General features: G+C 60.8%; 10 protein-coding genes. 1 reads left to right on the forward strand and 9 read right to left on the reverse strand.

Annotated features, from left to right (window positions below; translation table 11 throughout):
- The first annotated feature begins 113 nt into the window (after positions 1-113).
- A complete protein-coding gene (locus CAF77_RS13020) occupies positions 114-2831 on the forward strand; it encodes an RHS repeat domain-containing protein (protein WP_064382466.1) in 2718 nt (905 codons plus the stop codon).
- 83 nt (positions 2832-2914) lie between these two features.
- Here the strand turns inward: CAF77_RS13020 and CAF77_RS13025 are convergent, their stop codons facing one another.
- From CAF77_RS13025 to algK, 9 genes are all read right to left on the reverse strand, one after another.
- Entirely contained in the window at positions 2915-4366 is a 1452-nt protein-coding gene (locus CAF77_RS13025) for a mannose-1-phosphate guanylyltransferase/mannose-6-phosphate isomerase (RefSeq protein ID WP_064382465.1), read from the reverse strand.
- Positions 4367-4516: 150 nt separating this feature from the next.
- The gene (locus CAF77_RS13030; RefSeq protein WP_064382464.1) at positions 4517-5173 is read right to left on the reverse strand and encodes an alginate O-acetyltransferase AlgF; all 657 of its coding nucleotides are present in this window, start codon (positions 5171-5173) and stop codon (positions 4517-4519) included.
- Positions 5174-5188: 15 nt separating this feature from the next.
- Entirely contained in the window at positions 5189-6361 is a 1173-nt protein-coding gene (locus CAF77_RS13035; RefSeq protein WP_064382463.1) for an alginate O-acetyltransferase, read from the reverse strand.
- Positions 6362-6371: 10 nt separating this feature from the next.
- Positions 6372-7937: an MBOAT family protein gene (locus tag CAF77_RS13040; protein ID WP_064382462.1), complete on the reverse strand. Its 1566-nt coding sequence runs from the start codon at positions 7935-7937 to the stop codon at positions 6372-6374.
- Between the two features lie 214 nt (positions 7938-8151).
- On the reverse strand, positions 8152-9276 hold the full coding sequence (locus CAF77_RS13045; protein ID WP_064382461.1) for a mannuronate-specific alginate lyase: 1125 nt from the start codon (positions 9274-9276) through the stop codon (positions 8152-8154).
- Between the two features lie 8 nt (positions 9277-9284).
- The gene (locus CAF77_RS13050; RefSeq protein WP_064382460.1) at positions 9285-10736 is read right to left on the reverse strand and encodes an alginate O-acetyltransferase; all 1452 of its coding nucleotides are present in this window, start codon (positions 10734-10736) and stop codon (positions 9285-9287) included.
- Positions 10737-10746: 10 nt separating this feature from the next.
- Positions 10747-12318: a mannuronan 5-epimerase AlgG gene (gene algG / locus CAF77_RS13055; protein ID WP_011332555.1), complete on the reverse strand. Its 1572-nt coding sequence runs from the start codon at positions 12316-12318 to the stop codon at positions 10747-10749.
- Between the two features lie 26 nt (positions 12319-12344).
- Positions 12345-13826, reverse strand: coding sequence for an alginate export family protein (locus CAF77_RS13060; RefSeq protein WP_064382459.1), 1482 nt, complete (start codon positions 13824-13826; stop codon positions 12345-12347).
- Positions 13823-15235 (reverse strand): alginate biosynthesis TPR repeat lipoprotein AlgK, encoded by a 1413-nt coding sequence (gene algK / locus CAF77_RS13065; protein WP_064382458.1) that lies wholly within the window; start codon positions 15233-15235, stop codon positions 13823-13825. Before algK ends, CAF77_RS13060 begins: the two co-directional genes overlap by 4 nt.
- Between the last annotated feature and the right edge of the window lie 3 nt (positions 15236-15238).

The raw sequence follows: 15238 nt of genomic DNA on the forward strand, positions 1-15238 counted from the left end.
TGCGCGTAGGTGCCGTTGGTCGGGACTGTAATTTCCGACAGTAGCCGAAACAGCGCTGAGCTTGCTGTGATGCCAGAGGCACACCGAATGCCGATTGCGGGGAAGCGCGCTCCATGAGCTTGCACATCAATACGCCGAGGATGTCTGTGATCGACCCGCGCGGCTTGCCGGTGCGCACGGTCGACTATTGCCGAGACATCGAGGACGGACCGGTCGAGTCCCGGATCAACCGCACCCTGCATGACGCTGCGGGGCGTGCGGTGAAACAGTGGGACCCGCGACTTTGGCTGTCGCAGGCCGGCAATCCGCTGACGCCGGCCAACCTGAAGCAGGTGTTTACCCTGGACGCCACGGTGATTCGCTCGGACAGCGTCGATGCCGGTACGCAAATCGAGTTGAAGGGACTCGCCGCACAAACGCTGTTCCGTTGGGACAGCCGTCAGACGCAGCGCGAGATTGAACACGACAGTTTGCTGCGCCCCGTTGCGATATTCGAAGAAGGAACAGGCGTGCCTCGGCGTTGTGTCGAGCGCCTGACCTACGGTCATCCCGGCAGCGGGGATCAGTCGCGAAACCAGTTCGGGCAGCTGATTCGTCATGATCATCCGGCGGGCAGCGTGCTGTTCAATGCGTTTGCAATCAGCGGCCCCTGCACCGAAGACATCCGCCACTTCACGCTGGAACCGCTGGCACCTGACTGGCCGGAGCGGGAGGAAGATCGGTCGGCCTTGCTTGAACCCGGAGCGGGGGCGACGACCCGACGGCGCTTCGGTGCACAGGGCGATGTGCTGGAACAGACCGACCCCAGGGATAACCGGCATGTTTTCGCGCTGACGGTCGATGGCCGCTTGCATGAGCGTCGGTTGCAGTTGAAGGGCCAGCGCGAGCAGACGCTGGTCAGTGACATCCGCTACGGCGCGGATGGCAGCATCGAGCGGGAAACGGCCGGCAACGGGGTGGTGGCCACGCTGACGTATCGTCCGCAGGACGGTCGCCTGACGGTTCGCCGTGATGAAGATGCCGCCAGCCGAGTACTGCAACACCGGATTTATAGCTATGACCGGATGGGCAATGTCTTGAGCATCGAAGACAAGGCGCTGCCGATCCGCTATTTCGCCAATCAGCGGATAGAGCCGGTCAGCTGGTTTGTCTACGACAGCCTGTCTCAGTTGATCATGGCGTCCGGTTGGGAGGCTGGCAGTGTCAGTCAGGGCCCGCAATCGATAGGACGCGTCGATCCGGCGGCGGTCAGCAACTATCGGCAGACTTACAAATATGACGCCAGCGGCAATCTGTGCGAATTGATTCACTTTGGCCCACAAGGCCATGGACGCAACCTGAAGCCAGCGCGGTACAGCAACCGCAGTCTTTCGTATGACGTCACGCCACCCACTGAGGAGCAAATCAAGGCGGCATTCGATCTCAGGGGAAATTTGCTGCAGTTGGAGCCTGGTCAATTGCTGAGCTGGAACCTGAGCAATCGACTGCAATCGGTGAGCCCGGTGGAGCGTGCCTCCGGTGAGAGTGACCAGGAGGTCTATCTCTACGGCGATGACGGCCAGCGAGTGCGCAAGATCCGCTCATTAAAGACCAACGCACGCACCGTGGTTGCCGAAGTGCGCTATTTGCCGGGATTGGAGTTGCGCAGCGATAACGGCACAGGCGAGCGGTTGCAGGTCATCACCGTCGAGGGTGGGCTCAACAGCGTTCGAGTACTGCACTGGGAAAGTGCGCCACCCGCGAGCGTCAACGATCGGTATCGATACGGATGTGCCGATCATTTGGGGTCCATCAGCCTGGAAACCGCCGACGACGGCGCGATCATCAGTCAGGAGCGTTTCCACCCTTTCGGTACAACCGCCTGGCAGGACGGCGAACACAGTTACAAATTCGTGCGTTACTCGGGCAAGGAGCGTGACGCGACCAGGCTGTGCTACTACGGTTATCGCTATTACGTACCCTGGCTGCAGCGCTGGGCCAGTCCGGATCCGGCGGGCATAAAGGCCGATGGCCCTAATCTTTTCCGGATGGTGCGCAACAACCCTTTGACGTTTTTTGACGAGCAGGGAGAGGAGTCGAATTCCAAATCGGCAGTGCGTACGGCAATCGAGATATTTGAATCGTACAAGGACAATTACAGCGACACGGACAGAGTGAAGCCCTACACCATGATGAACGAAATTACTGGGGGCAAGCTCAAGTTCCAAACAACGAAGGTACCAACCGCGGTGCTCGAAAAGACCAAAGAGTTGAAATTTACCCTGCGTCATTACTCTTACAACTTCGCGACGAAGGGCGCGGCGCCGTCACACATGGAGATCAAGTCAAACTTTTCTCTGGTCAACAGCAAAACGATGGTGTTGGGGGGGAAAGGTGGCAATACCAGCGAAAAGGACTGGACCAAGGCCGGGAATATGGGGTTTACCTTCTTTCTTCTATCCATAAACGGAGAGGTGAACGAGCGTAGGTTTCTCGCGGGCAAGACACATTTCGCAGAGTATGACCTTGACGACGAAAACGCACTCAGGAACGCCTTTGGTGACAGCTACGACAGCCTGGAGTTTTTTGCTTCTCCGGATGTGCTTGATCCGAAGCACTCATCCGACTTGAGCGCAGTTCCCATGATTAAAGGCCGATTGAAAGACTTGAAGGCATTGCTGCTAAGCCATTCGAAAATCAGTCCGGTGCAGATGGGAAGAATGAATGCACGGACAATGCTGGACAGTCTCGACAAGTCATTCCACGGAACACTTGAAATCAAAATTCCCGGATCGGTAACCGTCAGTACATGGCACAAAAAAGTTCAGGCCCGTACCTCCAGCGCTTTATGAGCGTCAGTAAAAAGCCCCCGCCCAACCCACTGCGGATAGGGGACGCAGCGGGCTGGACGGGGGCTTCCTGTTTTGCTCAATGATTATTGCGCGATGGTTTTCACCGACACGCCGCGTTCGACCGGAGTCGAGCGACCGTAGATATCTTCGAAGCGTTCGATGTCGTCTTCACCCAGGTACGAGCCCGACTGGACTTCGATGATTTCCAGCGGGATCTTGCCCGGGTTGCGCAGGCGATGCACCGAGGCGATCGGGATGTAGGTCGACTGGTTTTCAGTGAGCAGAAACACGTTCTCGTCGCAGGTCACTTCGGCGGTGCCACTGACCACGATCCAGTGTTCGGCGCGGTGGTGGTGCATCTGCAGTGACAGGCACGCGCCCGGCTTGACCGAGATGTGCTTGACCTGGAAGCGGCCGCCCATGTCCACCGAGTCGTACGAGCCCCACGGACGGTACACCTCGCAGTGGTTCTGGGTTTCGCTGCGGCCCTGAGCGTTGAGGGTGTTGACCATCTGCTTGACGCCCTGGACCTTGTCCTTGTGGGCGATCATCATGGCGTCCTTGGTTTCGACCACCACGATGTTTTCCAGACCGATCACCGACACCAGTTTGCCGTTGCCGTGGATCATGCAGTTCTTGCTGTCCTGGATCACCACATCGCCCTTGCTGACGTTGCCGTTGGCGTCCTTCTCGTTGACCTCCCACAGCGACGACCAGCAACCGACATCACTCCAGCCGGCGGTCAGCGGTACCACGCAGGCGCGCTGGGTTTTTTCCATCACGGAATAGTCGATGGAGTTGTCCGGGCAGCAGGCGAAGGTGGCTTCGTCCAGGGTGACGGTATCGGCATCCTGCTGGCTGCGCTCGAGGGTCAGCAGGCAGGTGTCGTAGATGTCCGGATCATGCTTTTTCAGTTCTTCGAGGAAGCGGCTGGCGCGGAACAGGAACATGCCGCTGTTCCAGTAGTAACCGCCGGACTCAACGTACTCGGTGGCGCGTTTGACGTCGGGTTTTTCCACGAAGTGCGAGACGCGGCTGACGCCTTCCGGCAGCAGCGAATCACCGGTGGACTTGATGTAGCCGTAACCGGTTTCCGGTTTGGTGGCCGGCACGCCGAACAGCACCATCTCGCCGTTTTCGGCGGCGACAGTCGCCAGCGCCAGAGCACGTTGCAGGGCTTTCTGGTCCTCCAGAACGTGGTCGGCCGGCAGCACCAGCATCAGTTCGTCGCGACCTTCATTGACCAGCATCATCGCGGTCAGGGCCACGGCCGGTGCGGTGTTGCGACCGAACGGTTCCATCAGGATCCGCTGGCATTCCAGGTTGCGGCTGGCCAACTGCTCGTTGACGATGAAGCGGTGATCCTTGTTGCAGACCACGATCGGGGTGTCCATGCCTTCGAACACCAGACGCTCGAGGGTTTGCTGGAACAGTGTGTGTTCGCCGGTCAGGGCGAGGAACTGCTTGGGAAACTGCTTACGCGAAAGCGGCCAAAGACGTGAGCCGCTACCACCTGACAAGATCACCGGAATCATATTGTTTACTCCATAAAATCGATTGGTTAGAGGCACGAACGCTGTGTCGTTTCACTCTTGTTTTTGTCTCGTATCCGAACTCTCACCTCGGTCCCTGTGGGAGCTGGAAAGCCAGCTCCCACAGGGAGCCGGTTCAGTTCGGAGAATTTGTTAGCGAGTCGACACCGGGCGTTTCACCCAGACTGGCGACAGGTTGTTGCCGTTGCCGGTGACGTACAGCACCGCTGCCTCACCGCGCTCCAGGGCGACCGGTTTCACGTCGCCGACTTTCTTGTCGCCTTCGTACAGCGCCAGGCTGACTTTCACCGGGTTGATTTCACGCTCGCCACGGCCCTTGGCTGCCACGTTCGGCACCACCTCGGTCTTGCCGTCGGCGGTCTTCAGGGTCAGCGGTTTGTCGCTGAGGTTCTGCACGCGCACCAGGGACTTCTGCTTGTTCTTGAACGGCGGTTCTTCGATCAGTTGCGGCGCGCCGGAAGCGTTGTTCACCAGGGTGTAGTAATGGTCACCGGCGAGTTTGACCGGCAGGGTCTGGCTGCCGACCTTGGCGCTGTAGTCACCGCCCGGCATGAAGCTGAAGTCGCTGCTGGCCAGTGGCGCGACGTCGCTCAGATTGGTGCTGCCGACGGTGGCGCTGACTTCAGCGTTGCTGGCGTTGTAGACCCGTACGAAGGTCGAGCCTTTCGGAGCAGTCGGGCCGTACAGCGCAGCGTCGCCACCGGCGAAGGCCTGGACCGACAGCACGCTCAGACCCGCAACCAGAGCGAAGCGTTTGGCGAGACGACGAGGAGTAGTAGTGAAAGTCATGGTGTTACCTCTCTTTCAGTTTTGCGCCCGATCGGGCGTCTCGGATTTAGTGTTGATGGCTACGTTTTGTTGGCGAGCGCCGGCTTGTTTGAGCTCTGCGACCCACTGTGGGTCGGCGTCGCCGATTTCGTTGTTCACAGGCAGATATCGTTCAGGAAACTCCCAGATCAGCACCTGTGGCGGGCTGTTCTTGAAGTCATCGCTTTTCAGGTAGCTGAGCATCGGCAGGATCGGGCCGTGGCCGTCTTCGGCGTAATTGACCACGTCGCTGTGCAGCGCTTGCTTGAGCGCCCCGACGAAGTTCCAGTTCGGGTTGGCGCTGTAGCTGGTGCCGATCAGGGCCACCGGCACTTCGCTGTTGGCGAACAGGGCGTCGTCCCCGGCAGGTTGCTCGACGGCCACGGTGTTGCGCTTTTGCAGCGGTTCCTTGGCCGGCATCAGGTTTTCGAACAGCGGATCCAGCGGCAGGAACAGACGCAGGTCGCCCTTGTGCGTGACTTTCTCCGCCGGTGTGGTGACAAAGTTTTGCGGCTCGCCGCTGAGCGGGAACTTGTCGGAGATGGTCTTGGCCAGGGTGTTGGCGGCGATTTCCGCGCCTTCCGGGGTCCAGTGGGTGTCAGTGCGCAGGAACACTTGCTGACCGTTCTGCTTGGCCGCTTGCAGCGGGCCGAGCAGGTCGGGGGCGAGGATCTTGTCCGCCGCGACACGGGCGTGGAAGTCCTGATAGAGATTGGCGTGGATGCTCGCCGGTTTCACTTCACCCAGGTGTTCCGGGTACAGGCGAGCCTTGGCCGGCACGATCGCCATCACCAGTTTCACGCCTTTCTCTTTCAGGGTCTGGCGCACGCCTTCGACCAGCGCGTAGTTGCCTTGCAGGTTCAGCTCTTCGTTGACGATCGGGTTGAATTCCTCATCGCTGTACAACCACTGATCGCGACCGAGCACCACGCCCGGACGACCTTCGTTGAACAGTTTGAAATCCAGCGCGGCCCAAAGGTTGGTGCCCAGGCGCTTGATCGGGAATTCATCGTCGTAGTGGGTTTCCACGGCTTTGGTCCAGCGGCCGTTGAGCACCGTCGCGTCGGCGTTGGTGCTGAAGCCGAAGAAGCTGCGCACCGACCACAGACCGAGCACCAGCAGGGTCACCAGAAACAGCGCGATGTAGAAGATGCGTAATGAGCGGGTCATGTCAGATCCCTCAGAACTGGAAGTAAAGGAACGGCGAGAAGCTTTGCGCCGAGAGTTTGAGAATCGAGGCGATGAACAGCAGCAGGATCAGCCCGCGCATCACGTAGCGCGACCAGTCCGCGGCCCAGTAGGCCGGTTGCACCTGGGCTTCGACGCCGACGGTGTAGCCAGGCTCATGGATGCTCGCCGGGTTTTCGCCCGGGGCTGCCTTGATCATTCCCGGCGTCGCTGTGGCCGGGCCGTTGGCCTCGACGTTGACTTCAGGTTTGCTCTTGGCCGGCGGCTGGTTGGTGTACAGATCGCGCAGGCCGAAGAACGCCAGGGTCACGTAAGCCACAACGAGGGTCGCGACTTGCAGACCGGTGAGGCTGGCCTGGTTGAGTTCCGACAGCGACCAGTCGCCGAAGCTGAACATCGCGCCGTACATGCGGCCGGCAACGTGCAGGTTTTCGGCACGGAAGATCACCCAGCCCATGACCACCAGCAGGAAGGTCAGCGCCCAGCGGATCGGGTTGAGGCTGCGCGGCGCGGTGTTGAGGCCGAGCATTTTTTCGATCGCCAGCCACATGCCGTGCCACGCACCCCAGACGATGTAGGTGATGTTCGCGCCGTGCCACAGACCACCGAGCAGCATGGTCAGGAACAGGTTGCGATAGGTCATCAGCGTGCCTTTGCGGTTGCCGCCAAGCGTGATGTACAGGTAGTCACGCAGCCAGGTCGACAGACTGATGTGCCAGCGGCGCCAGAACTCGGTGATCGACTGGCTGATGTACGGCTGCTTGAAGTTTTCCATGAAGCGGAAACCCATCATCAGGCCCAGGCCGATGGCCATGTCGCTGTAACCGGAGAAGTCGAAATACAGCTGCGCGGTGTAGGCCAGCGCGCCAAGCCAGGCATCGCCCGTGGTCGGGTTTTGCAGGGCGAAGCAATGGTCGGCCACCACGGCGAGGGTGTCGGCGATGAATACCTTCTTGATGAAACCCTGCATGAACCGCGTGCAGCCCTCGGAGAACTTGTCGAGGGTGTGGGTGCGGTTGTTGAACTGGTCGGCCAGGTCACGGAAACGCAGCACGGGACCTGCGATCAGGTGCGGGAAGATCGCCACGAACGCCGCGAAGTCGATCAGGTTGCGGGTGGCCGGGGTGTCGCCGCGGTAGACGTCGATGATGTAGCTGATCGATTCGAAGATGTAGAACGAGATACCGATCGGCAGCAGCACGTGGGTCAGGATGAACGGCTCGAGACCGAACGAGGTCATGATCGCGTTGATGCTCTCGACGCCGAAGTTGGCGTACTTGAAGTAGCCGAGGATGCACAGGTCCACCGCCACGCCGAGCAGCAGCCAGCGCTGGGCCGGTTTGCTGCGCACGCCGGCCGCGCCGACTTTCAGGCCGATCCAGTAGTTCCACAGGGTGACGCCGGCGAACAGCGCCAGGAAGTCCACCCGCCACCACGCGTAGAACACGTAGCTGGCGATCAGCAGCAGCAGGTTGCGATAGCGTTGCCCGCTCAGGTAGTACAAGCCGAGAAAGATCGGCAAGAACAGAAACAGGAACACGTTGGATGAAAATACCATCCCGATCTCTCCATGTTTGAACCAACAGTCAAGGGCCAAAGCCCCCCCAAACCCCCCGCTGAAAACTGGAGAGCTACGATCGTTCCCACGTCGAGGCGTCGAACCGTCTGCGTGGGAATGCCTCAATGGACGCTCTGCGTCCGCTTCGGCATGGGACGCGGAGCGTCCCGGGCTGCATTCCCACGCAGAGCGTGGGAACGATCAGCGGTCAGTGTCAGGAACCTTTGTTGCCCTTTTCATGGGACGGGTCGTAGACCTTGGTCAGGTCCCCGCCGAGGCGGAAGGTCTTGAACGGCTGCATGCCGTGCTTCTTCTCGATCACATCCGGCGAACAGGTGTAGAGCGTGCAGAACGGTTCGAGCCAGGCGAATTTCATGTCCTCTTTCAGGTCGGTCATGTCCTGCTCTTTGCCGTTCTTCTTCTCGAACTGATCCGGGTCTTTCACCCCGGCCAACACCCGGTCACCCAGACGTTTCAGCGCACCGTTGTTTTCCTGACGCAGATCCACACCGTTGACCTGGGCGAAACTGGCGATCATCGCCAGCGGCGGCAAGGCGTAGTTGTGATAGGCGAGGGCGCGTTGCTGGCGCTTGAGTTCGTTCGGCAGATAGCCGTCGGCATCGATCTGATTGACGCCGACCTTGTATTCCTTGACTGCCCAATCGAACAGGTCGCGGCGGTTGGTCGCGACCGACGTCGCCATCACCGACCAGGCTGCCCAGTACGAGTGGTTATTGGTTTTTTCCAGCGGCAGGTTGTCCCAATCGCTGACCACCTGATCAGCCATTTTGCTGAACCAGGCTTCGATCACTTGGGCTTCCTGCTGGTGCTGGGCCAGCGGATGGGAGTCGGAGAACTTCAGGCGAATGTACGAAGAGGCCATGCTGCCCAGCGCCCATTTGCGCATCGACTTGCCGGTGTGGTTGAAGTCTTTCGACATCAACGCATCGGCCTTGGCCCACGCGGTGAGCCAGTTGAGCGTGCAATCGAGCTGCTCCGGGCGACCGTCGCGCATGAACTGCATCACCCGCTTGGCAGTGCCGCGCTCAAGTGTGGTGATGTCTTTGGTGGTGTCGCGAAAGGCCTTTTCCGACTGCACGTTCAGCGTCGCGCGGGCCTTGTCCGAGCCTTCGTATTTGCTGCGAAATTGCAGTGGCCCGGTGTATGGCGTCGGCATTGCGTCGCAGCCTTCGCTCTTGTCGCCGGTCTTGAATTTATCCACCGGCGCAAAATAGCCCTGTGGCGGACGCAGTGGTGCGGCGGCCTGCGCGGTGCCGGCGAAGATCGCCAGCCCGAGCAGTGTCGGCGCCAAAAGGGTTTTCAGTTTCGGATTTCGCATAGCAGACCTCATTGCCCGACCTGAGCGGTTTGTTGCCCAGCGCCCGGGAATACGTTGCGTTTGCAGATTTTCGCTTCGACTTTCTGTGGCGCGGTGCCCGCTTCCGGGCCCTGGACTTCGACCGCCAGCAGGTTTTGCGAGGCCCAGTCTTCGTCCGTGCGCAACTCAAAGGCGAAACGACCGTCGGTGTCGGAGGTTTCCGGTTTCTCGATCTTGATGTCCTCGTGGCGACCGTTCATGTACCAGAGGGTGGCTTGCAGGGTTTTCACCGAGGTGTCGGCGAAGCGGATGTCGACCTGATGGCTGCTGTTCTGCAGGTTCAGGTTCTTGCTGTTGACCAGCAGTTCTTGTTTGCCGCCCGGCTTGAGCGTGGTGCTGGCGGACATTTGCGCCTCTTTGCCTTCGCAGCCGTTGTCGAGCAGCGCCATCATCTGGCGATAGATGGTTTCCTGGTCGAGGCGGTACAGCGGCGAGAATTCCCAGATAAGGATTTTCGGCGGCGTCTTCTGGAATTCGTCGCTGCCCAGGTACTGCAGCATCGAACCTTCCAGACCGCCGCCGGGGAACGCGACATTGAGAATGTCGGCGCCGATGGCTTCTTCGAGGAAGCCGGCGAAGTTGTAGTTCTTGCCGCTGTGCGAAGTACCCACGAGTGTGATCTGCGGATTGCCGGAATCACCGAACAGGTCGCCGTCGCCAGCCTCGCCTTTCGGCTCGGTGGTGAACTGGTCCATGTACTGGATCGCGTAACTGGTGCCGCACAGTTGCCCGGCCATGTTGTGCAGGGTGCCGGTCTTGCCCATGCGCCCGGAGCGTTTGGTTTCGAACTCACGCTTGGGAATGTCGGCGAAGGCCGGAATCTGCTTGACCTTCTCGGCGACGATTTTTGCCGTGCGCTGGGCGCCGTATGGCGTCCAGTGCTGGTCACCGCGGAAGTAGAAATCGTGAGCGGGCAGGGTCTCTGGCAGCGACTCGTTGGTCAGCGGCGACAGGTCCGGCACCACGTAACCCATCTTGGCGAAACGGCCGAGCATGGTCTTGTAGTTGCCCAGCGCTTTCTCGTAATCGAACGCGGCTTTTTCTGCCGGATTGAGCTTGTTGCGGTTCACCAGGCCACGGGTCGGCTGGTAGACGATCACCAGTTCGACGCCTTTGGCCTTGAAGGCATCGTGCAGCTGTTGCAGGCGCTTGTAGCCGGCCGGGGTGGTGTTGAACTCGGTGCGCAAGTCTTCCTGGGTCCGGAACAGCCAGTCGCCCTGCGCCTGCACCAGAGTGGTGAAGTTCTGCTGGTAGCGCGTGGTGTAGTTCTTCGCGTCGTGGGCGGCCGGGCAAAGGCTGCAGCACGGTTCGGCCGTGAATTTCGGTGGCTGGACTTCATCGGCGCGGGCGCCGTTGCTGGCCGTCAGGATGCCCACGGTCAGGGCCGACAGGCTGAGTAATTTGATCAGGTGTGGGTGCATAAAATTATCCTCAGTCCTGCAATTCGGTCTGGCGTTCGACAGGGTCGATCAGCACGGCTTTCTGCTGGCGCACCAGCAGGTCGAGAATTTCATCCTGGCGCTCGCCGAGGATGCCGTTGAAGCTGATGCCGCTGGATTTGGTCGGCGCCAGCATCGACACGCGATACAGCTCGACACTCAGTGGCGAATCGATCGACAGCGGGCCGCTGCCGTTGGCCGCCAGTTCACCGCCGACCACGATCAGCGAGACCTGGGCGTCGAACGGGTCGAGCTTGATGTCACGGTCGGTGTCGGTCAGGTCCTTGATGTGCCCGTAGACGCCGGTCAGGCCGTTGGCCATGGCGACGTTTTCGTAGAGGCGAATGTTCACGCTGTTACGAATGCGGATGCCGTGGCGCTTGTTGCTGATGACCTTGTTGCCCCATAGCAGGTTGTCGGCAGACTCGTAGAGGGTGATGCCGTCGGTGTGGTTCTTGTAGATCTCGTTGTAGGCAATGATGTTGTTGACGCTGTTACGGTCGATCACCAGCCCCGAGAGGTGGTTGTCGTAGCTTTTGTTGTTGAAGATGAAGCTGTCGTTCACCTCACGGGAAATGATGATCCCGTGCTTCTTCTTCGTGCCGTACACCGTGTTCTCGGCAATGATCAGACCGTGGGAACGGTCGTGCGGGTCGATGCCGTAGACGATGTTGTCCTTGTAGGTGTTGCCCTTGACCACGAAGTCGCGGGTCTCGTAGCAGTAGAAGCCGTACCACATGTCCGAGAACTCGGAGCCGACGATCCAGCCGGTCGGCTCGGGACGCTTGAGCACCTTGGCCATGTTCGGCGTGTACTGGGAAATACTCACGCCGTAGGACTTACTGTTGGCGTAGCCGAAGCTGGCCATCTTGCTGTTGACGATGTAAGTCTCGGTGCCGCCCCAGGCCAGCAGGAACGGGCGGAATTCCTTCGGCGAACGGAACGTCGCCGGGCCGTTTTCCTTCTCGCGCCAGCCGGTGACTTTGGTGTCACGCACGAACAGCTGGCCGTCGTTGACCAGGAACGAACCGGCCTCCTGCGACAGACGCAACTCCTGGGTCTGGCCGTCGATTTCGAGGATGCCTTTGCGGCCGACCACGATCGGCAACTTGGCCAGGTAGACGCCCGGCGAGGTTTCGCTGAAGTACTGCTTGGGCAGTTTCTGCGCCAGTTCTTTCAGGTTCATGTAGCCGTCGTCGACGAAGATCGCTTGCGGGATGCCGTGCTGACGCACCACCCATTCGGCCATCTTGTTGTCGCCGCCGATGAAGTCCTTCAGGGCGTCTTCCTGCATCATCCGGCGCACGCTGATCTTGCCCGGTTTGCTGCGCACGATTTTCGCGGCGGCGGCTTCGGCGGTGTAGCCGGAGAGGTCGGGCAATTTCGGCTTGGCCAGTTCCAGCGCTTCGGTCGGTGCGCTGCTGACGGTGTAGGTCTTGGCCTGTTGCAGCTCTTTCGCGGTGGTCGCGGGTTTGGCCGGTTCCACACTGGCGAAGGCGCCGGCCGAGGCCAGCAGCATCGCGCCGGCCAGCAGGCTGAGTGAGCCTTTGCGGGCACTGTTCATGTCGGGCACTCCCTTGGCGGTCAGCATCAGAAGCGCCAGATCACGTCGATGAACGCGCGGTGCATGTACGAATCGACCTGGCTGCCATAGGCGTCACCCGGCTTGAACACACCTCCACGGAAACGCACCAGCGCCGAAGGCTCGTCGATCGACTGGCTCAGCGCCGCCGGCAGCAAGCCTTGCTTGAAGTACTTGGTGACCACCAGATCCATCTCCTGACCCAGATCCTTGTTGCCGTCCTGCAGTGGCAACGAGGTGCTGGAAAGGATCGCGCCGGTCACGTCGTCAGTGTTGTTTTCCACTGCGTTGATGCCGTTGCTGCCCACCGGCTTGTTGCCGTCCACGCGCCAGAACTTGTGGTAGATCAGGCTGGCGTCGTACTGGTCGTTGAGCATCCACGACCCGAACAGGGTGGCGGTCTGCATGTTGTTCATTTCGCCACGGAAGGCCTCGCCGAAACGGTGAACCCGCGAGCGAGTACCGGTGTAGTTCGAGCGGTTGCTTTCCAGGCCGTTCTGTTCGTAATCGGCGCTGGCACGGGCATACGCCGCACCGACCTGCCACTGCGGATCGAGGCGCAGGCGCACACCGATGTCGGTGGCCCAGCCGTCGACGTTGTCACTGCGCTTGGCTTGCGCCGGACGAGTGCCATCGGCGTTGAGGGCGTTGACCGTGTCGCGGTCGCCGCTCATGCCGGTGATGCTGCCCCAGTAGTTGACGGTGTTGGTATTGCGCCAGTTGTAGGCGTCGCTGTCGGCGGTCAGGCCGAGCCAGCTGATGTCGCCGTTCTGGGTTTTATCCAGCGAATCGCGTGGTACGCCGGGTTCGGCGTAGTCGAGCTTGCCGTCGTCATGGGTGTGGTGACCGCGAATGCCGACCCAGTTGCCCGGTGTCCACTGATAAGCGGCATCGGCGTAGGCGTGCAGGCGATCCTTGTCTTTGGGGGCCAGCTCTTTCAAGTCGGTGCGGTATTCGCTGAAGCGTTCGGCGACACCGGCATTGGCGCGCAGCAGGGTGGTGTCGAAAGTCCAGTTCAGCGCTTCGATGTTGGTGTCGCGCCACTGGCCGTCGTCGTTGCGCAGGCGCTGGCGACCGAACTTGAGGATCTCGCCGGGGTAGGGCGTCAGGCCGCTGTAGCCGACCCAGAATTCGCGCATCGCCAGGTAGTTTTTCTTGGTCTTGCGGTCGCCGTTGTCGGTGGTTTGTTCACCGTCGGACTGCTGCAGGGTGTCGGTCTCGATGATGTCGGTCGAGGTCACGGCCTGGCCCATGGCGTAGGCGCTCCACGCGCCGCTTTCGCCGTAGACCCACGGACGCAGGTCGAGGCCGAGGCCGTTGACGTCGCCGCCGCTGGCGGTGCCGAGGTCGCGGTCGTCTTCGGACTGACCGGTGATTTTCACTTCGAGGCCGAAGTTTTTCGATTCAGTCATCGCGGCCAGGGTCGGGCAAGACCAGATCAACGCGAACGTGAGGCCAATGCCGGCCTTCACAAAGGGATTCAATTTCATAATTTTTCCTCGCCGTCTTCTTCTTGCAGGGCGTGCAGTTGCAGCGTGTTCTGGCTCAGGGCGCCACGGGTCGCCTGTTCCTGTTGCAGCAGGCGCTGGGCTTCGGCCAGGCGCTCGGGCGGCAGCTGGGCGGCGAGGGTGGTCGCCAGCTCATCGGCTTGCGGGGTGTTTTGCGCTTTGGCCAACTGGCTGAACACGTAGGCGTTGACTGGGTCGGGCTTGGTGCCCTTGCCTTGGGAAAACAGCTGGGCGATGGCGAAGTCGGCGCTGTTCTGGCCGTTGCGCGCGGCGGTCAGCAGATGGTCGAGGGCCTTCTGCGGATAGACCTTGCCCAGGTAGCCACGGCGATAGATCTGGCCGAGGTAGTAGTCGGCAGCGACTTCGCGGCCGACGGCTTTCTGGAAATGTTCCTCGGCGACTTTCGCGTCGGCCGGGACCAGTTTGCCTTCGTAGTAGAGCTTGCCCAGCAGCAGTTCGGCGCGCGGCTGATCGGCGGCGCGGCCGTTGTCCAGGTACTTCATCATCTGGTCGATGTCGCCCAGTTCCGGGAAGTCATACAGCAGTTGCGCGAGGGTGACCCACGACGCCGGATAACCCGGAGCGATCGGCTCGAGCAGCGACTGCGCGGTTTTTTCGTCGGTCTTGCCCAGGGTCGAATCGGCCAGCACACGGGCCACCGAATCCACCCGCTGAGCACTGACGGTGCCGCGGCTGTAACCGGCCTGCAGTTGCTTGATCAGCTCGGCCTGCTGCTCCGGCGCGCCACGTTTCTGATAAACCGTGGCCAGCTCGACGTAGCAGATGTCGGTGGTGTTGATTGCGGCCTTGCAGATCTTTTCCACGTCATCCAGATGCTGGTCGTAAGTGCCCTGGGTGCGATACAGCAGCACCTGAGCGAGACCGGCTTCCGGGTAACCGGATTTGCGCCATTGATCGATCTGCTGCTGGGCGTTGATGTTCGGGAAGCTGTGCGGGTATTGCAGGTACAGCATCGCGAGCGGGATCAGCGTGTTGCCTTCGCCACTGGCGGCGGCTTTCTTCAGCAGGCTTTCGGCTTCCTGATGCTCGGCTTCGGTGGAGCCGGGCTTGGCCACCAGCAAACGACCGAGTCGGGCCTGGGCACGCGGCGAAACACTGGCGGCGGCGCGGTAGGTGGCTTCGGCCTGTTTCATTTGTTCCGGATCGCGGCTGTCGACCTGGATGTCGGCAAGGCCCACCTGGGCTTCGCTGTAACCCAGGTCGGCCAGCGCACGGTAGTTCTGCGCGGCGGTCGCGGTGTCGCCGCGCTTGAGCGCTTCGTTGGCCAGACGCTGGTCGGGCAGGCCGGCGCAACCGGCCAGGGCGATTGCCATGGCCATGGCCAGGCTCAGTGGGGCCGGCGGGATTCTGATAGGGCTCGTCACAGGCATGTC

The sequence above is a fragment of the Pseudomonas sp. R15(2017) genome (assembly GCF_002112685.1).
In the GTDB taxonomy this organism is placed as follows: Bacteria; Pseudomonadota; Gammaproteobacteria; order Pseudomonadales; family Pseudomonadaceae; genus Aquipseudomonas; species Aquipseudomonas glycinae.

Coding starts and splice junctions, on each gene's coding strand:
- CAF77_RS13020 (WP_064382466.1), top strand. CDS start 114: ATGAGCTTGCACATCAATACGCCGAGGATGTCTGTGATCGACCCGCGC.
- CAF77_RS13025 (WP_064382465.1), bottom strand. CDS start 4,366: ATGATTCCGGTGATCTTGTCAGGTGGTAGCGGCTCACGTCTTTGGCCG.
- CAF77_RS13030 (WP_064382464.1), bottom strand. CDS start 5,173: ATGACTTTCACTACTACTCCTCGTCGTCTCGCCAAACGCTTCGCTCTG.
- CAF77_RS13035 (WP_064382463.1), bottom strand. CDS start 6,361: ATGACCCGCTCATTACGCATCTTCTACATCGCGCTGTTTCTGGTGACC.
- CAF77_RS13040 (WP_064382462.1), bottom strand. CDS start 7,937: ATGGTATTTTCATCCAACGTGTTCCTGTTTCTGTTCTTGCCGATCTTT.
- CAF77_RS13045 (WP_064382461.1), bottom strand. CDS start 9,276: ATGCGAAATCCGAAACTGAAAACCCTTTTGGCGCCGACACTGCTCGGG.
- CAF77_RS13050 (WP_064382460.1), bottom strand. CDS start 10,736: ATGCACCCACACCTGATCAAATTACTCAGCCTGTCGGCCCTGACCGTG.
- algG (WP_011332555.1), bottom strand. CDS start 12,318: ATGAACAGTGCCCGCAAAGGCTCACTCAGCCTGCTGGCCGGCGCGATG.
- CAF77_RS13060 (WP_064382459.1), bottom strand. CDS start 13,826: ATGAAATTGAATCCCTTTGTGAAGGCCGGCATTGGCCTCACGTTCGCG.
- algK (WP_064382458.1), bottom strand. CDS start 15,235: ATGCCTGTGACGAGCCCTATCAGAATCCCGCCGGCCCCACTGAGCCTG.